The 18,009-nt window shown below is 42.3% G+C and carries 14 protein-coding genes; 10 read left to right on the forward strand and 4 right to left on the reverse strand.

The genetic code is table 11. The annotated features are described in order from the left end of the window. The first annotated feature begins 11 nt into the window (after positions 1-11). The 5 genes from CJ305_RS08080 (at position 12) to CJ305_RS08100 (ending at position 9,577) form a co-directional block, all read left to right on the forward strand. Positions 12-2,423 (forward strand): ABC transporter permease, encoded by a 2,412-nt coding sequence (locus CJ305_RS08080; RefSeq protein WP_099645754.1) that lies wholly within the window; start codon positions 12-14, stop codon positions 2,421-2,423. Positions 2,424-2,480: 57 nt separating this feature from the next. Then, the gene (locus tag CJ305_RS08085; protein ID WP_099645755.1) at positions 2,481-4,925 is read left to right on the forward strand and encodes an ABC transporter permease; all 2,445 of its coding nucleotides are present in this window, start codon (positions 2,481-2,483) and stop codon (positions 4,923-4,925) included. A 64-nt stretch (positions 4,926-4,989) separates the two neighbouring features. Continuing rightward, positions 4,990-7,386, forward strand: coding sequence for an ABC transporter permease (locus CJ305_RS08090; RefSeq protein ID WP_099645756.1), 2,397 nt, complete (start codon positions 4,990-4,992; stop codon positions 7,384-7,386). Positions 7,387-7,419: 33 nt separating this feature from the next. After that, complete coding sequence (locus tag CJ305_RS08095; protein WP_099645757.1) at positions 7,420-8,097, forward strand: ABC transporter ATP-binding protein; 678 nt, start codon at positions 7,420-7,422, stop codon at positions 8,095-8,097. A gap of 64 nt (positions 8,098-8,161) precedes the next feature. Next, on the forward strand, positions 8,162-9,577 hold the full coding sequence (locus CJ305_RS08100; RefSeq protein WP_099645758.1) for a TolC family protein: 1,416 nt from the start codon (positions 8,162-8,164) through the stop codon (positions 9,575-9,577). Between the two features lie 57 nt (positions 9,578-9,634). Here CJ305_RS08100 and CJ305_RS08105 read toward each other — a convergent pair whose 3' ends face one another. After that, a complete protein-coding gene (locus CJ305_RS08105; RefSeq protein WP_143469362.1) occupies positions 9,635-10,426 on the reverse strand; it encodes a hypothetical protein in 792 nt (263 codons plus the stop codon). Between the two features lie 382 nt (positions 10,427-10,808). On the opposite strand from CJ305_RS08105, the gene CJ305_RS19460 reads away from it, so the two are divergent. The 4 genes from CJ305_RS19460 to CJ305_RS08120 all read left to right on the forward strand — a co-directional run bounded on the left by CJ305_RS19460 (position 10,809) and on the right by CJ305_RS08120 (position 14,825). Further along, positions 10,809-10,982 (forward strand): hypothetical protein, encoded by a 174-nt coding sequence (locus tag CJ305_RS19460; RefSeq protein ID WP_189319408.1) that lies wholly within the window; start codon positions 10,809-10,811, stop codon positions 10,980-10,982. A gap of 70 nt (positions 10,983-11,052) precedes the next feature. Next, positions 11,053-12,993, forward strand: coding sequence for a sensor histidine kinase (locus tag CJ305_RS08110; RefSeq protein ID WP_099645760.1), 1,941 nt, complete (start codon positions 11,053-11,055; stop codon positions 12,991-12,993). 14 nt (positions 12,994-13,007) lie between these two features. Then, positions 13,008-13,673: a DNA-binding response regulator gene (locus tag CJ305_RS08115; RefSeq protein ID WP_099645761.1), complete on the forward strand. Its 666-nt coding sequence runs from the start codon at positions 13,008-13,010 to the stop codon at positions 13,671-13,673. Between the two features lie 105 nt (positions 13,674-13,778). Then, positions 13,779-14,825, forward strand: coding sequence for a type I restriction endonuclease (locus CJ305_RS08120; RefSeq protein WP_099645762.1), 1,047 nt, complete (start codon positions 13,779-13,781; stop codon positions 14,823-14,825). A gap of 76 nt (positions 14,826-14,901) precedes the next feature. Here the strand turns inward: CJ305_RS08120 and CJ305_RS08125 are convergent, their stop codons facing one another. Next, positions 14,902-15,708, reverse strand: a complete 807-nt coding sequence (locus CJ305_RS08125) for an endonuclease/exonuclease/phosphatase family protein (RefSeq protein WP_099645763.1) — start codon at positions 15,706-15,708, stop codon at positions 14,902-14,904. Positions 15,709-16,361: 653 nt separating this feature from the next. Between CJ305_RS08125 and CJ305_RS19465 the strand changes: the two genes are divergently transcribed. Beyond that, the gene (locus CJ305_RS19465; RefSeq protein WP_189319409.1) at positions 16,362-16,532 is read left to right on the forward strand and encodes a hypothetical protein; all 171 of its coding nucleotides are present in this window, start codon (positions 16,362-16,364) and stop codon (positions 16,530-16,532) included. Between the two features lie 121 nt (positions 16,533-16,653). On the opposite strand, the gene CJ305_RS08130 is transcribed toward CJ305_RS19465, so the two are convergent. Together CJ305_RS08130 and CJ305_RS08135 are read right to left on the reverse strand one after the other, a co-directional pair. After that, a complete protein-coding gene (locus CJ305_RS08130; protein WP_099645764.1) occupies positions 16,654-17,043 on the reverse strand; it encodes a hypothetical protein in 390 nt (129 codons plus the stop codon). Between the two features lie 2 nt (positions 17,044-17,045). After that, a complete protein-coding gene (locus tag CJ305_RS08135; RefSeq protein ID WP_099645765.1) occupies positions 17,046-17,957 on the reverse strand; it encodes a hypothetical protein in 912 nt (303 codons plus the stop codon). Between the last annotated feature and the right edge of the window lie 52 nt (positions 17,958-18,009).

Genomic DNA, 18,009 nt, shown 5'->3' on the forward strand with positions numbered 1-18,009 from the left:
AACAATAGATCATGTTAAAGAACTATATCAAAATCGCTTTTAGGAATTTGTGGAAAGACAAAAGCTTTACCCTGCTCAACCTGCTGGGATTGAGTATTGCTTTTGCAGCAGCGCTTTTGCTGGCGATGTATGCTTTTTTCGACCTGTCTTACGATCAGTTTCATAAGAATAAGGAAGCTATTTTTCAGGTGTATTATACCGAGCAGACCCCGGGCGGGCGGGCCCTGGCTACATCTATGCCGGTTCCTTTTGCTCCGGCGCTCAGAGAGGAACTTCCTAATATAAAGCATGTCACACGCTATATGAGTGACGGCGCTCTTAATCTGGAAGAGGGTAAGGAGCTCAATCTGAGATTGATTTTTACAGATCCTGATTTTTTTGAAATGTTCACCTTTGAGACCCTTTTGGGGTCGGCAGATGTTTTAAAGGAAAATTCAAAAATCAGCATTACCGAGGAGACGGCTCAAAAATTATTTGGAAGAACAGATGTGCTTGGCCAAAGCCTGAATTTGCTCATTAACGGGCGTAAAGAAGCGTTTACTGTAGGGAGTATTCTTAAAGATATTCCGATTACCAGCGGACTTCGGTTTGATGTAGCGGTTAATTTTACGCACTCACCTAATTATGCCGAAAATCTAGACCGCTGGGATGCCCGCAATCATTCGGTTTTTATTCAACTTGATGAAGGCGCTACCCCTTCCGCATTAACAAAAAGCGCGGCTTCTTTTACCAATTTGCATTATCAGGGGAATATTGAAGATCTTAAACGGGACGGCGCACAACCCAATGCCAATGGCAATTATTTGGAACTGAATTTACTACCGTTTAAAGACATGCATTTCGCAGATTTTAGTGGTGATTCGTTGAAGGTAAGTAGAGCCTATCCCTATATGATTTTGGGAATTGGTTTACTCATCCTGTTTATTGCCGGGATCAATTTTGTGAATATGAGCATCGCGCGCAGTGCCCAGCGCCTGCGCGAAATAGGCATGCGTAAAACCCTGGGAGCTGCTAAAAAGCAATTGTTTTTTCAGTTTTGGAGCGAAAGCGTCTGGATCTTTTTAATAGCACTGCTGCTGGGGATAGGTCTTAGTCTGGCTTTAGAATCCCCTTTTCGCCAACTCTTCAATACCCCGGCGAGACTTACAGATCTGAGTTCGTCAACCTTATTGATCGCACTTTTCATTTCATTTATCCTGATCACGTTTATTGCGGGTGGCTATCCTGCTTTGGTTTTGAGCAAACTGGGTACACTCAAAGCCTTAAAAGGAAAGCTTGATCTGGCCGGTAAAAACCGGGTGCGCAACGTCTTGATGGTCGTTCAGTTTAGTATTGCGATTGTGTTGATTTCGGGGACTTTTGTCCTGGGGAAACAGCTAGACTATATGCGGAATAAAGATCTGGGTTTTAATAAAGAAGAAGTGATAGCTATTCCTTTAAACGGAAAGCGGGCAAACCGGCAAAATGTGGCCTTGTTACGCAACGAACTGGCAGGAAAACCGGGTATTCTTTCGGTTTCTGCTTCCGATAATAACCTGGGACTGGGAAGAGACGGAAGCACCTATTTTAGCCGGATGGGTTTTGATTATAAAGGCCGTGGCGTTGCTACCAATATGCTGGTGGTAGATTATGATTATCCCGAAACTTTAGGCCTTCAGTTGAAAGAAGGGCGTACGTTTAGCCGAAGTTTTTCCGGCGACAGCCTTTCTATAGTAATCAATGAAGCTATGGCGCGCGAACTTCAGGAGAAAGAACCCGTGAACAAGCAGATTATCCTTGACGATTCCATCACCTACACCATAGTAGGGGTCCTGAAAGATTACAACTTTCAGTCGCTTAGCAAAAAGATTGAACCCATAAGCATGTTTATGAACCGCGATTGGGATTTGTATTATGCCTTTATCAAAATAGCACCTCAAAATAGGGTTCAGAGTTTTGAAGCTATTGAAGATGCCTGGAAACGCATTGAACCTAATGCCGAATTTCTCGGCTCTTTTATAGACGAAAACATCGACCGCACCTTTAAGCGCGAACGTACGATGACCACCATCATCAGCAGCGGTTCGCTGATTGCAATCATATTAAGCTGTATCGGACTTTTTGCAATCTCGATGCTGGTAGTGACACAACGTACTAAAGAAATCGGGGTGCGTAAAGTAGTAGGCGCCAGTGTTGCGCAGATCACGTTTTTATTGACTAAAGATTTTCTGAAACTCGTAGGCGTCGCCTTTCTAATTGCCGCCCCGGTTGCCTGGTGGCTGTTATCACAATGGCTGCAGGATTATGAATACCGTATTGAATTACATCTTTGGATTTTTCTGGCTGCTGGTCTGCTGGCTGTTTTCATCGCACTGGTCACCATAAGTTTCAGGACTATTCGGGCAGCGCTTAAGAATCCGGTGGAATCGCTGCGTACCGAATGAGTCCCTGGCCTCCTAGGTGGGAATGGATAACAATAACAATAATAATAGCAATAGATCATGTTAAAGAACTACATAAAAATCGCCTGGCGGAATATCTGGAACAATAAATTGTTTTCATTCATAAACGTCATCAGTCTGGCCATCGGGTTTAGCGCATCTTTTGTGATCGGCCTGATGGTATATTATGATTTTACTTTTGATAAATTTCATAAGGATGGGGATCGTATTTACCGCGCAACCACCCAATTTATAAGTCCTGAAGGAACCGATCATTTCAATGGTGTAAACGCCCTGTTGGCCGATGCTTTAAAACAAGATGTGAGCGGTCTTGAAAATGTGAGTGCTTTTTATACGTACCGCCCTTTAAAAGTGGAAGTCGAAAGCCGTGACTTGGTCTTCAAAAAGCCTAACCATGTTATTTTTACAGATAGTGATTATTTTAAGGTGATTGACTATAACTGGTTAGCAGGTAATAAGGCAACCAGTCTGCTTGAGCCAAACGAGGTGGTGCTGACGCAGCAGCGCGCCGAAAGCTACTTCCCCAACACACCAGTAGAAAATCTTATTGGGAAAATCCTGATGTATAACGACTCTATCCCTGCAAAAATCACGGGTGTTGTAGCCAATTTTGAGGAGCGTAGCGATTTTGTTTTTCAGGAATTTATCTCGTTGCCCACCGCCTTGCAATCTGATCTTAAATCAATGGTGACTAATACGATCTGGGATAGTTATAACTCAGATGCGCAGGTACTGTTTAAAACTCTTCCCGGAGTCGCCGGTAATACCATTCAGGAGCAGTTAGATAACCTGAGTAAGTCTCGCGCTGATAAAGACGACCTGGCAGACGGAGAGTGGTCCCGTTTTTATGCACAGCCTTTAGAGGAACTGCATTTTGATACGCGCTACGGCACCTTTGACTATAGCGTTCCGCAGGCGAGTAAAAAGGTACTTTTGAATCTGGGCATTGTAGCCTTGTTTCTCCTGCTTTTAGGCAGCATCAACTTTATCAATTTAACGACAGCTCAGGCGACACAACGGGCACGCGAAATAGGTATTCGCAAGACGCTGGGTAGTTCAAAAAAGCAACTGATCTTTCAATTCTTAGGCGAAACCTTTCTGCTTACCCTATTGTCTGCACTGGTGTCTGTTGTTCTAGCTTTCTGGTTGCTGCGTGTTTTTGCAGGATTTATTCCGTCGGGATTAAATTTCGGACTTTTTGCAAACCCCTGGATTATTACTGCTATGCTGGTCTTATTGGTGGTGGTTACACTCTTGTCCGGTATGTATCCGGCCTTTGTACTTTCCGGATTTAAACCCGTTTCGGTGTTAAAGAACAGGCTTAGCTCGCAAACCTCTGCGACCGGTTTTAGAAAGGGACTTACCGTTTTTCAGTTTGTAGTTGCTCAGGTTTTTATAATCGGGACTTTGTTGGTGGGCAAGCAAATAGATTACCTGATGCATAAAGACATAGGTGTCAATACAGCTAATATCGCATATGTCAAACTTCCGTGGAATGATGCTGCGATCACAAAAAAGAAGCTTTTAAAAAATAAACTGGCTACGATTCCGGAACTCTCTACAATCAGCCTGGGCGGGGCACCCCCGGCGTCAATGTACATCAATTCAAATCTTGTGGAATTCAGCAAAGATGGCGAAACTATTGAAGTGTTGCAGGAACAGCGATTTGGTGATGCGACGTATTTTGATCTGTATGGACTAGAACTGCTGGCGGGCCGAAAACCCATTAACGACACGATTAAAGAATATGTGATCAACGAAACCATGCTGCATAAACTGGGCTTTACAGCACCTGAAGAAGCGGTGGGCCAGCAATTGCTGATGGGATCTAAGAGCTATCCCATTGTTGGCGTTATGCGTGATTTTAATGAAAAGCCTTTGAACTCTGACATCCAGCCGGTCGTATTTGTGGGTGATATTTACCGGGACTGGTTTTCCCAATTCAATATGCTTCATTTTAAGATTGAGCCGAAAACTCAAGACCTGGCAGGTACTCTTGAGAAGGTAGAAGATATTTGGAAATCGGTTTATCCGGATTCAGATTTTGAGATCCAGTTTATGGACGAAACAGTAGCTAATTTTTACAGGTCGCAGCAGCGCACCCAGAAACTGTTGAACTGGGCGACTGGTCTTGCTATTTTAATAAGCGCTTTAGGCCTGCTGGCTCTGGTGATCTATACCACCGAACGTCGTATTAAAGAGATCGGCATCCGCAAAGTGCTGGGCGCTTCATTAATGGAGCTACAAGTCCTGCTGTGCAAAGATTTTCTGAAACTCATAGCTATAGCTTTTGTGATTGCTGCTCCCATCGCTTACTGGCGAATGCATATATGGCTGGAAGACTTTGCCTACAAAACCGAAATGAGCTGGTGGGTTTTCGCCCTAAGCGGCATCGGAATGGTTGTGCTTGCCCTGGCGATAATGAGTTTTAAAACATTGAGAACTGCGATGAGAAATCCCGTAAAATCTTTAAGAACTGAATAAGCCCTAGCCATCTAACCCTTAAATGGGGAGTTAATGGCAATAACAATAATAATCGCAATAGATAATGTTAAAGAACTATATAAAAATCGCCTGGCGGAATCTGCTAAAGAATAAACTCTCCGGCTTTATTACCATCGGTGGGCTGGCTGTAGGGCTTACCGCCTGCACGCTAATTCTGTTTTATGTAGCGCACGAGCGCAGTTACGACAGCTTTCATACAGATTCTGATCGTATTTATACGGTGGAGGCTCAGGTAAATATGGGCGGAGATAGCATTTATATGAACTCGATGAATGCCACGGTTGGAAAGCTCACCGAAAATGCGAGTCCGGCGGTTTCTAGCAGCCTGCGTCTAAAGGAAGAATACAAGCCGGTAATCATCACCAATGCGAGCCAGCCGGGCACGCGATTTTCGGAAAAAGATTTCAGCTATGCCGATGCGAATTTCTTTGACTTCTTTTCATTTAGATTGAAAAAAGGCAACACGGCAACTGTTTTAAGCAAGCCCTATTCGCTGGTGCTTAGCGAGGATATGGCCAAAAAGTATTTTGGTAACCAAAGTCCTATTGGCGAAACACTATCAGTGCGAAAGGACAGCACCTACCTGTTTACCGTCACCGGTGTGATGGAAAATACACCTAGCAATTCCAGCTTACACCCCGACTTTGTAGCATCGCTGAGCAGTATGCCAACCATAAAAGAGTTTGAGAGGGATTTTGATTCGGAAGCCTTTAGATTAGGTTCTTTCCCTACGTACTTAAAGTTGAATGAATCTGCAGATAAAAGTGCAGTCGAAAAAACGATGCAGGAACTCAGTATTCAAGGCAATGCAGAGGCTTCTGATGTTTACAGCCTGAGTCTGTTAAGGGATAAACATTTAAACGGAAGAGACGCTTCAAACACCAGGTACATCAGTATTTTTCCGTTGATAGCGGTGCTAATTCTGTTGCTTGCCTTAGTCAATTATTTGAGTTTATCAACAGCACGTGCCACCTTGCGTTCTAAAGAAATCGGTGTGCGTAAAGTAAATGGTGCCAGCAGAAAAAGTGTGGCGTTGCAGTTTTATGTGGAATCTACCCTTTATGTAATCTTTGCGTTTCTGGTTTCGGTAGCCCTTAGTGTAGTTTTAAAACCCTGGTTTTTTAGCCTTCTGGACATTGAGATTGACGCTTCCTTTTTCCTTAATAAAAACTTCCTCCTGATCCTTACAGGTCTGTTAGGCTTCACCGTTTTGGCAACCGGTTTTTACCCGGCATTGGTGATGTCTGCCTTCAATCCTGTTGAGAACCTGAGAAGCAGCAGGACTTCAAAAATGGGAGGAGAACGCTTACGTAAGGTTTGTACTACCGTCCAGTTTGTCATTGCGATTGCCCTTTTAATAAGCGGTGTTATCATCCATCAGCAATTGGATTATGTGCGCGGGGTGGATACCGGTCTTAACCGTTCTGACGTAGTTATGGTAACGCTGCAGAATACCGTGGGGACTAACAGTACTCCTTTTAGAAATGAGATCGAAAAGCTCTCACAGGTAACCAGCACCGCAGTAGCTCAATATCCTATTTACAAAGGGTATAATATGTTTTTTGCGTCTTCAGAACAAGTGCCTGATGCTACGGGTCTGCCCATATTTTCGGTAGATGATGATTTCTTTAAAACCCTGGGTGTAACCTGGGAAACAAAGCCGGATGACGAAAATTTCTATTCTAAAAGCGATCCGGTGATTATTAACGAAGCGGCAATCAGCAAATTTAAACTGGGACCAAATCCTATAGGAGAAAGTCTGCTTTTTGGAAACAGTAAAAGAGAAATTGTTGGTGTAGTTAAGGATTTCCATTTTGAAAATCTGGATGCGCCCATAAATGCAGTGGCTTTGTTTGTGAATCCAAAAACCAAAGCAACCACAAATATTCTGGGCAAAAATGGCGGTTGTTTATTTGTGCGTTTTCAGCCCGATAGTAACGTACCCCAATTGCTTTCAAAAATGGAAACGATCTATACCCAATACGATTCTGCTACTCCTTTTGAATACCAGTTTCTGGATGACGCGTTTGACGCGATGTTTCGTTCCGAAGAACGCTTATCACACGTGTTTAACCTGTTTATCATTCTGGCGATGCTGATTGCCGGTATGGGGCTTTTTGCCCTGGCAACCTTCAGCGCACAGCAGCGTATGAAAGAGCTGGGAGTTCGTAAAGTTCTGGGCGCATCGGTGTTGCAGCTTACCACCTTACTTTCTTTTGATTTTCTTAAACTGATTTTGCTGGCTATTCTGGTCGCCTCACCGCTCGCGTGGTATTTTATGCACGAGTGGCTTCAGGACTTTAATTATAAAACAACTATACACTGGTGGGTTTTTGCTGGTGCAGGCGTTGGCGCTTTTGTCCTTGCCATTTTTACGGTAAGTTTTCAAGCCATTAAGGCGGCATTGGCAAACCCCGTAGAATCCTTAAGAACCGAATAACAATAGAAATAATAATAACAATAAAAATAAATCATGCTCTTACAACTCAATCATATTTATAAATGGGTCAAACAAGGCGGCAAACGCGTCTTTTTACTAAATGACATCAGTCTTGATGTCGAAGAAGGCGAGTTCATCTCCATTATGGGTCCTTCAGGTTCCGGGAAGTCGACTTTACTCAACGTCATCGGGATGCTTGACGAATTTCAGGAAGGGGAATACATTTTTGATGGCGAACCGGTGCATAGCCTTAAGGAAAAGCAACGTGCAAAACTCTATAAAGAATACATCGGTTTTGTGTTTCAGGCGTATCACCTCATCGACGAGTTGACCGTTTATGAAAACATTGAAACCCCGCTTTTGTACAAGAATATCAAGTCTTCCGAACGTAAAGCTTTGGTAGCCGATATGCTCGACCGCTTTAATATTGTGGGCAAAAAAGACCTGTTTCCGGCGCAGCTGAGTGGCGGGCAGCAGCAACTGGTAGGCATCGCCCGGGCACTAATTGCAAAGCCCAAACTTATTTTGGCAGATGAACCCACCGGAAATCTAAACTCGAAGCAGGGCGAAGAAATCATGGAACTCTTTAAGGAGCTCAATACCGAAGGGGTCACCATCATCCAGGCGACGCACTCGGAGTCTAACGCGGCTTACGGTAATCGCATCATTCACCTGCTTGACGGGAGTAAACAGCTTCAACCCCAGAATTAAAATAACACGAGGGACTCATCAACCCGATAGTTTAAAAACATACAAACACATCAATCAAAAGAATATGAAAATTCCATTCGCAGGCTTGTTAGCGGCCTGGCTGTTTACGATCTGCACTATGCAGGCACAGGAAACGCTTACACTTGAGGATTGCATCGAGATTGCTTTGGCCCAAAACTTCAGTGTACAACAGGCGGAGATCAATGCACAGGGCGAAAGCATTCAGTATAAACAAAGCCGAAACGCACTTTTGCCAAGGATAAATGCCGATTACAACTATGGCGTGAGCAATGGCCGAAGCATTGACCCCTTTACCAATGCCTATGTGACCGAGCAGCTTAACTTCTCTAATGTAGGACTCAGTCTAAGTACCACCGTATTTAATGGGTTTAGATTGCTCAACAGCCTGAAGCAAAGCAGTCTCAACAAGGCCGCTGCCGGGATGGAAGTGGAAGAAGCCCGCCAAAACCGAATGCTTGATGTTACGCTGAGCTTTTTGCAGGTTTTGAATGCCCGCGAACTCGTAAAACTGGCCGAAACCCGCTTACTTACTACCCGCGAACAGCTCAAACGGCTGGAGAAACTCAACGAAGAGGAGAGCGGCAATCCTTCTGATTTTTACGATTTGAGAGGTCAGCTTGCATTGGATCAAAATGCCATTATAGATGCCAAAAACAGTCTGAATAACGCGCTTGAAGAGCTCAAGTTTCTGCTGAATACCGATGCCGAAATAGAGGCGGAAAGTCTGGCTTTAATAACCGAATTTAAAAATCAGGAGCTGTCTGCCGAAGGAATCTATGAGCAGGCTTTGCAAAATCTGGCTGCAATCAAAGCCCGTGAACTCAGGCTGGAAGCTGCCGAAAAAGGAGTGGCTGTCGCCCGCTCGCAGTACGTGCCTGAAATCAGTTTATTTGCCAATCTGAATACCAACTACTCGAGTGCTGCACGCCTGTTTGAAGAGACCGGAACAGAGCTTTTAGAAACTACAGATTTTGTAAGCATTTCGGGAATCGACTACAATGTCTTTACTCAGGAAACCCGGTTTAATTCCCGCGGGATATCGTATATAGATCAGTTAAACAACAACCTCAATTCTACCATCGGAGTTAGCGTGAGTATTCCGTTGTTTAACGGGTTTCGGGCCAAAAACAATGTGCAACTACAAAAAGTAGAACAGAGCAGGGCTGAGGTAGCTTTGGCAGAAACCAAACGCGCGCTGAAGCAAAACATCACGCAGGCCTATAACGACTGGGATGCAGCGGCTACGAGCTATGAGTTGCTACAGGAACAGGTCGTGGCTTATGAAAAGTCGTTTGCGATCAACGAAGCCCGTTTTAATCTGGGTGTGGCCACCAGTGTTGAATACATCACCAGCAAAAACCGGCTCGACAACGCCCGAATCAATTTAACCAACACCCGCTATACCTACCTGCTGCGGGATAAGGTGCTGGAGTTTTATAAGGGTAGGGTGATTAGATAAGTGGGTTTAAGTCGCAAGGATCCATTGCTTATTTTTAGTACTTTACTAACTACACTTCTACTCACGAACAAATGAAGAAGGTTTATTTTGGTGAATGGGTACGTATTTTTCTACGATATATTCAGTCACGGCTTTTAAGGTTTTTCCGTTTACGGGGTGCAAACCGGGAGCGGTATAGTACTCAATTTCTCCCTGCTTGTTTTTGTAATACCACAGGAGCGGCTTTTGATTCTGCTCCGAAAAAAAAGGTGTGGTAATATCAACCTCTACCCGTTTAAAATTTTCAAAACGCTTTTCATCATAAGGTTCAATAGCGTTGCCATACGTGGAATAGGAGCCTTTTGAGCAGGGTATTTTTTCATAGAACCTTCCGGTCCAGGTCATACAGTTTACAGAATCTGCTGTTTTACTTGTTTTATTTTGAAAGAGCAGATAAAATACTAGTAATAGCGTAAGCGCAATCGCGCCAAGTATAGAGGCGGAGTGCAAGTTTTTCTGACCTGGTTTAGTTGCTGCACCTGTGGAGGAATCCTGGGTTTCTTTTTTGTCTTTCAGACTTGAGGGAAGTGAGCCATTACCGGGCTCCTTTGCTTTATTTTTTTCAACGTAGCCGGCATAATCCTGATAGCCGAGATACACACAGAACTCTTCTATAGTATTTGAAGACGGATTATAGTCTTCATCTTTTCTTCTAATAAACTTATCATACGTCCTTTCAATGGTGCGGTAACTCAATCCTGTTGCTGCCTCAACTTCTTTGGCCAGGGCATATTTCTTATGGGAAGCCGACTTGTCTTTGGCTTTTTTAAATACTTCTTCCGTGATTTTTTTTACGTAGAATTCTTCCATCATCCTAAAAATACAAATTATCCCCAAACATTTTTTAGACAACTACTTCTGCGAAGCCTTGTGTTTAGTGATGTCGAAAAGTTGTCTAAAACAAGTCTAATGACTGTCTGCAACCAAACTTCAATCTTCCCTTTACTTTGTCCCATAGGATGCTTGCTGCTATGTCTTGCTAACATAGCTGTTCTAGAACAGGCATTCTAAAGGAAATCTCTAATGCAGTGGCCAAGGGCCAAATTGGAAAGTAGTTCAACGCTGCTGCATGAGATTTCCACTTTCCAAAAAAAAACGGAGTACTCCAAAACTCAATGGTGGCTGTAAAGCAATAAGACCGGGAAATCCCGGGACGGCCACCCCTTTGTTCAATCACAAAACTTCTAAAAGGATGAAAAAAATAATAGTAGCCCTATTTATTGTGGCATTAAATGGGGTGATTACCTCGTGCAGCGCAGACGCTTATGAAGAAAGTTTAATTAACGGAACCCAGGCAACTGAAGGAGATGACGGAAAGGTAACGCCCCCGCCACCCCCACCGCCCCCTCTTGATGAGGGAAATTAAGAGCTTTAAAAAGAAAAGGTTTGTGCTATTTGCATAAACCTTTTTTAGTAGTTTTAAATTAAAAACTGCCTTGTACCGCTCAGCCCTTGTCTTCTTTATTATCTTATTGTTTTATTCCTGTAAGGAGCAGTTAAATTTTGATCGTGGGGCTTTAAAAGCTGCTAACGATAGTATCACACATTATTATAAAAATGCCCAGGATAATAACCTCCCTTTAGACGACCGGCTAAGATTTACCAATCAGGCACTTCAATCCTTAGAGAATCAAAAATCCGATTCTCTGTACCTAAAGCTCCTGTATCAAAAGAGTTGGTTGCAGTATTCTATGGGGCAATACGACAGCCTTATAAAAAGTGACCGGCTCCTCCACGATACGGCTAATCCCACTGAGGCAGCAGCTATTTTGGGAATGCAAAATTATCTTATGGGCTACTATTTTGAGCAGGTTGCGCAGAAACCGGATAGTGCATTTCAACGCTTTAACAGATCCAGATTTTATTATAAACAAACTAACGACAGCAGCTGGATTGGTAAAAACCTGCTGAATATGGCCAACATTCAACAAACTCAAAGTGATTTTTTTGGAAGTAAAGAAACCCTTACCGAGGCCATTCAATACATAGAAGCAGGGGAGGATGCTAACACGATTGCTTCGGTTTACAATAGTCTTGGCACCAATCACCGCAAACTCTTTAACTATACTGATGCCCTTGATTATTACTTAAAGGCCATTAAAACTTCAGATGAACAAGCAGCCATTAGTAACTATAAAAATAATCTGGCTACGGTATATATAGATCTGAAATCCCTTGATAAAGCCCGGTCGATTTTAGAGGCGATCGCAGCTGATAGTCTGGACAGGCCAGATGCCCGGGCGCGCGTTTATGATAACCTGGCCTATGCAAATTGGTTGTCTGGCAGAGCGGTTTCAGCTAATGCTTTTTTAGAGCCGCTGAGGTTACGCAAACAGGAGCAGGATAAACGCGGATTATTAGCCAGTTACACACATCTCGGCGAGTATTACAGCAAGACCCAACCGCAACGCGCGGTGAGCTATTTAGATTCGGTTATTGATCTTTCTAAAGAGCTTAAAGCTCCCCGTGCAGAATATGACGCGCTTGGGTTTTTGATGAAACTCAAACCCGGCAATATGGGCATTCGGGACCGTTATATTCACCTGCAGGATAGTCTCTACAAGCGGGAGTTGAAGGTCAAGACCCAATTTGCCAAGTACAAGTATGATGACCGGCTTAAGGAAGAGTCTATACTAAGGCTTGAAAAGGAAAATGCTCAGGCCGAGCTTGAAGCAACCCGGGAGCGCAACTACAGGTATTGGCTTCTTGCAGGAGTTATAGGACTTGTTGCTCTAATAGTCCTGGGTTTTTATACGTATCAACAGCGCATTAAGCGTTTAAAAGCGCAAAATCGGGCAGATCGTCTGGAAGCCTCTTATGCTACCGAAGCGGCTTTATCCCAACGTTTACATGATGATTTTGGGGCAGGTTTGCATCACGTAATGCTTCTGGTTCAAAGTAATGCCGATTCCGGAAAAATACTTGACGAACTCGATAAACTCTATCAGCAAAGCCGAAATTTTTCGCGCGAAATCAATGCGGTTGACACCGGGGTAAACTTTAAGGAGGCACTTTACGCTATGCTTGACCAGCATAAACCGGAAGAAACCCGTCTGCTGATAAGCGGGAGTAAAGAGGTTGCCTGGCAATCTTTGAGTAATGTGACCAAAATTACCTTGTATAAAATATTACGAGAGTTGTTTATCAATATGAGCAAACACAGCCGTGCCGGTCTGGTTACCTTAAACCTGAAGCAGCACCCGGATAAACTTGAAATTCGCTATTCTGATAACGGGGTGGGTGTTGATGCTGCTCTTGGATTTGAGAAAAACGGCCTGTTGATTACAGAAAAGCGTATGGAAGCCATAGGGGGAACCATTACTTTTGAATCAGATCGAGGCAAAGGATTTAAAGCCGTGATCAGCATTCCAAATTAAAAAAGGATTCGCTTATGTTTAAAAAGGTATTAATAGCAGAAGATTTTCAGGGGGATAATAAGAGTATTGTAGATACACTTAAGGCCGAATTAACGATACCCGAAGTACAGGAAGAGTTTTATTGCGACAAAGCCTATAACCGGCTTCAGGTTGCTTGCCAAACCCCCGAAGCCTTCGAGTTGTTGATTACAGATCTTTCATTTAAAGAAAACCACAGTCCCCGCAGCTTAACAAATGGAGTTGAGTTAATCACAGCTGCACGAAAGCTTCAGCCCGACCTTAAGATCATCGTGAACTCTATGGAGGAGCAGGCGGTAAAAATAAAAGGCCTGTTTGAAAAGCATCACATCAACGCGTACGTGTGCAAAGGCCGGCAAAGTCTTGACGAACTCGTAAAAGCCATTCACGCAGTCGCGCTGGGCAATACCTATCTTTCGCCCCAAATAGATTTGAATACCGCAAAAAATGTGTTTGAACTGGATGAAGTTGATTTGTTTATTCTAAAAGACCTGGCAGAGGGTTTTAGTAAAAAGGAGATACGCTTCAGACTGAAAAAGATAGATTTAAGGCCTAATAGTGAAAGCTCTATTGATAAACGGGTGAGCAAATTATTTGATGAATTTGGCGCTAAGAATTCTACAGAACTCGTTGCAAAGCTTATTCGGGAGGGGTTGATCTAAAACCCAATATCATTTTAGTTAAAAAAATCAATGCCTTACAGATATCTGTAAGGCATTGATTTTTAATAGCCTTAGGTTTGATTTTTATTTATTCAATATTAGCTTATGGAACTCAATAATCAACTTAAGGCACTCGCTGATAAGATAGATAGACTGAAAGATCAAATCGAAACAGAAGAGTCTACTAAACATGCATTTGTCTTACCCTTTATTAATTTATTGGGCTATGATACCTTCAATCCCTTAGAAGTAGTGCCCGAGTTTACAGCAGATCTTGGACTGAAAAAGGGCGAAAAAGTAGATTATGCGATTTTTCAGGACGGACAACCCATTATAATTATAGAATGTAAAAACTGGAAAGAGAAAATGGATCCACATAATTCTCAGTTGTTCCGTTATTTTCACGTTTCTAAAACCCGTTTTGCACTATTAACCAATGGCATCGAATATCGTTTTTACACTGATTTGGAGAACCCAAATAAAATGGATGAAAAGCCTTTTCTGGAATTTGATATTACCAGACTAAAGGAAAATGTGATTCCTGAGATAGCTAAATTTCATAAATCCAATTTTGATGTACATAAGATTGTAGATAACGCAAGCTCTTTAAAATACACAAAAGAAATACGAAAGCTAATCTCGAGAGAAATACAAACTCCGTCTTTCAATTTTGTAAAACTTTTCGCGAGTGAGGTTTATAGTGGGAGGTTAACGGAAAAAGTTATGACTGAATTTACCGGTTTAGTTGAGAAGGCTTTTAGTCAGACAATTAGTGATCGGGTGAATGATCGTCTCAATGCCGCATTAAATAAAGAAGCTGAAGGGCAACACGAGGTTACGCCAGAACCTCAGGAAATAAGTAAAGTAGTTACCACAGAAGAGGAAATGGAAGGATACCGAATTGTGGTGGCTATTTTACGTCGTAAGCTGGATGTAAGCCGAATCGTTCATCGGGACACTCAGTCTTATTTCGGAATTTTACTTGATGATAACAATCGTAAACCGCTATGCCGACTACATTTTAATGGAAGTACAAAATATTTGGGAATATTCGATGCAAAGAAAAATGAACATCGTCATGCCCTGGAATCTCTTGAAGATATATACCAATATGAAGAACAGCTTTTAGAAACCGCAACTAATTATGAGTAATACCTTTTGTGATGGGATGGTTCATTAGGGTTTCTACTCTAGAAGAAAAGCTTACATTTTCATTTTACAGAAGAATTCAATTCAGGCTAAACCTGAAAAAAATCGGTAAGTGGTCTGAAAGTTCGCGCGCCTTTTCCAGTTGATCACAGGTAAATATAAAGTCGAGCACTCCGCTTTTCAGATATTTTAGATCCTTAGAATAGAAAATATTGTCAATCGCATAATTAAGATAGTCCACACCGGTACAGGTTTTTTTAAGTGTGGTCTTTTGGTTGACCAAAGCGGGAGTAAAGCCATTACTTTTTAGTTCATTAAATACCGGGTCTTCATTGGTGACATTGAAATCTCCGGCAAAAATCACGGACCCATTCATAGTATTGACGATGTGTTTAGATATGGCTTTTATCTCAGCCTGTGGATTTTGATTGTAAGGCCTGGAATGAAAGTTTACGATTTGTAAAACCTTTTGATCCAGATAAAAGTTAATTGCAAAGGGTTCGCGCTCTACTTTAGAATCCAAAGCGGCGATTAACGCACCTCTGTTTTTTATTTTGATATTCGCGGTTTTCCAGATAAACGCATAACGCTCGGTCACGTATTTTGAACTATGGGTAGGATCGCTTATGACGTAATCCCATTTAGAGCCCTTACGGTTTAAAATAGCTGCCAGTCTGGCGACAGCCTGTGCTCCCCCGTAACCTGCAACCACCTCCTGAATGGCGAGTATATCGGCGGCTCGTACAATTTCTGCAATTTGATCCAGTTCTTCGGCGCTTTTGGTCTTTCCAAAATCCCGAATATTCCAGGAAACAAGGGTGAGTTCTTTTTGAGCACTTAGGGAAAATGAGTAGAAGGCAACAAACAGAACGAAAAACTGTTTCATACGTTAGGGTATATTAGTGAACCCTAAAAATACAATTATCCATAGCCTTCATTTTACAGAAATCTATATACGGATAATTTAAATAAACCCCATTTCCCTCCATTCCGCAAAAGGCTCCATTATAGGAAAAGAGGTTCATTTCAAAATCTTGAACGCAATCCCGAAAAAGGATTGCGTTCGCCTGATCCTGCTGACTTCAAGGTTGCGTTTCTTCAGGAAACTTTTTAATCAACTTTAAACCGGTAGTTCAACATCCTGCACAGCACCCGTTTCCTGATTTAGTTTTACTTTTTCTGTAAAAAAACATTTAAACAACATCTTGGCTCTATCTTTTTATCCTGACCCGTCCTAAAATAGCTATACCCATTATTACCTAAATCCTGTTAGAGCCCTATCCTTCTAAATTATAGGTGATTGAGTCTTTGGTAAGTCGGCTCAAATAACGTACTGTCCTATAGTCCGGCTCAGAAAGACCATTCAAAGATCCGGATACACCTATATAATTCATAGTTCATCACATTATAAACCAATACTAACCCACGAAAAATGTGGCAAAGTGTGGTTGCAGTGTGGGTTTACTGTGGGCTCAGTGTGGGATCATTCTGCTTTTTCAGGGCAGTTAAGTAGCTCCAATCAGCTTTTAAATCATCACTATGCGTTCATTGTACCCGTCTAATACCGTTCAGGACGGTGTAGCTGGTTTTGCTTTTAAGGGCGAAAGCATCAACGAAACGATAAACAAGATGGTAACTGCATTTGACAGGTGTTTAAGCGTATTTAACGAAGATAAAACCACCTGCAAGAAGATGCGTAAGAAAGCCTAGCAGCCCGTTTTTCCGGCGAAGACCTGGTGAATTACTACTATGCAAAGCTTTATACCTATTAATAAAACTAAAATCCCCGAAGCATTAAACTTCGGGGATTTTCAGTTTAATGTAAGCGGGATTATTCTACAAGTTCAAAGTCACCCTGCATCACAACATAAACACGGGCACTTTGCGAAGTACCGCTTATTTGTGCAACGTTTTCACCAGATATAAGTTGAATTGGGATCGTTTGTACCCCGCGTTGTTTAAAAGTAAGACTGTACTGAACACCGTTTATGGTTAAATCGAGAACTTCAGGCTCTACTTCTCCGTTACCTGAAGCAGTCGCTTCTATACGCACGGCATATTGTTTTGAAGGGTCAAAACAGGGATTGCTACCCAGAGCACTGCCATCACGAGCAACAAAGTCTAGTGAATTGAATTCAAGAACAGTAGGGTTATCATCTTTTTCACAAGCCATAAGACCCAAAAGCAGACCTAGCGTGAGGATTAATTTAAAGCTTTTCATAACTATTGTTTTTGGATTATGGTTACACTTTTACTAAAACCGGATGTACTTATGGTATAGGTTCCTGTCGCCAGATTTTCAAAAATAATGGACTCCCCATTACTGGTTTTGGTCTGAATCACATTTCCGGCTAAACTTAGATTAAAGCTCTCATTTGTACCAGAGCTTGTAACCTTGATTGCACCAGGGGCATAACATACGGCGTCCTTCTTGTAAATCTGAATGTCAGAAACTTTTTGTACCGAAACTTTCCAGTCTTTTACGACCGAGCGATCTTCAGAACGCACGCTTAGCGTTACATCATTCGTGAGATTCATCGAATTACTACCCGAAATCACGGGAGTAGTCCCAACAAAAGCATCAGCATTTGTACTCAGTTGAAAAACGACATTTTGAGCACTTAAATCTGTGGAAGACGCTACTTTTAGTACCACTGTGTTTTCACCAATAATCAAGTCTTTCTTCTCTATACCCATTAAATTCAAATCGGTAATGGCTGCATTTTTATTAAGTGCAGGCTGAGCAAAACTATAGGGCTGAAACAAATCACCTGTGTGCTGATTGATTTTAAAAACCATGGTTTGGGTAAGGTCTGTTACGGTATCTGCTTCCGAATCGTAGATCTTAAAATTTAAAGTTTCACCATTTGAATTAGAGAAAATAGATAGGTAAGCATAATATGCTCCCTGAGCACTTACATAGGTCAATTTTGAAACACCACGACACTCACCGTTTACAAAAGCAGCAATCATATCATTGGGATTGCCCAGGGTTTTTCCGTTTACATTCAAAAACGAAACCAGAGACATGCTGTGTTCAAAGTTACTTTCGGCAACATTCCAGTTGGGAGCCTGGCTCCAACTGTATGCGCTTAAAAAAAGCAACAAACCGAATATATATAATTTTGATTTCATTGTGGTTATTGTTTAATCTCCCCCCGGTATCATTGCGGGGGGAAACTATAGG

Origin of the sequence: Leeuwenhoekiella nanhaiensis (genome assembly GCF_002744755.1) — a bacterium.
In the GTDB taxonomy this organism is placed as follows: Bacteria; Bacteroidota; Bacteroidia; order Flavobacteriales; family Flavobacteriaceae; genus Leeuwenhoekiella; species Leeuwenhoekiella nanhaiensis.

Bases quoted from the DNA above. Each gene is read 5' to 3' on its own strand.
- CJ305_RS08085 (WP_099645755.1), top strand. From the start codon at position 2,481: ATGTTAAAGAACTACATAAAAATCGCCTGGCGGAATATCTGGAACAAT.
- CJ305_RS08090 (WP_099645756.1), top strand. From the start codon at position 4,990: ATGTTAAAGAACTATATAAAAATCGCCTGGCGGAATCTGCTAAAGAAT.
- CJ305_RS08135 (WP_099645765.1), bottom strand. From the start codon at position 17,957: ATGAAATCAAAATTATATATATTCGGTTTGTTGCTTTTTTTAAGCGCA.
- CJ305_RS19460 (WP_189319408.1), top strand. From the start codon at position 10,809: ATGAAAAAAATAATAGTAGCCCTATTTATTGTGGCATTAAATGGGGTG.
- CJ305_RS08080 (WP_099645754.1), top strand. From the start codon at position 12: ATGTTAAAGAACTATATCAAAATCGCTTTTAGGAATTTGTGGAAAGAC.
- CJ305_RS08100 (WP_099645758.1), top strand. From the start codon at position 8,162: ATGAAAATTCCATTCGCAGGCTTGTTAGCGGCCTGGCTGTTTACGATC.
- CJ305_RS08120 (WP_099645762.1), top strand. From the start codon at position 13,779: ATGGAACTCAATAATCAACTTAAGGCACTCGCTGATAAGATAGATAGA.
- CJ305_RS08105 (WP_143469362.1), bottom strand. From the start codon at position 10,426: ATGGAAGAATTCTACGTAAAAAAAATCACGGAAGAAGTATTTAAAAAA.
- CJ305_RS08130 (WP_099645764.1), bottom strand. From the start codon at position 17,043: ATGAAAAGCTTTAAATTAATCCTCACGCTAGGTCTGCTTTTGGGTCTT.
- CJ305_RS08125 (WP_099645763.1), bottom strand. From the start codon at position 15,708: ATGAAACAGTTTTTCGTTCTGTTTGTTGCCTTCTACTCATTTTCCCTA.
- CJ305_RS08095 (WP_099645757.1), top strand. From the start codon at position 7,420: ATGCTCTTACAACTCAATCATATTTATAAATGGGTCAAACAAGGCGGC.
- CJ305_RS08115 (WP_099645761.1), top strand. From the start codon at position 13,008: ATGTTTAAAAAGGTATTAATAGCAGAAGATTTTCAGGGGGATAATAAG.
- CJ305_RS19465 (WP_189319409.1), top strand. From the start codon at position 16,362: ATGCGTTCATTGTACCCGTCTAATACCGTTCAGGACGGTGTAGCTGGT.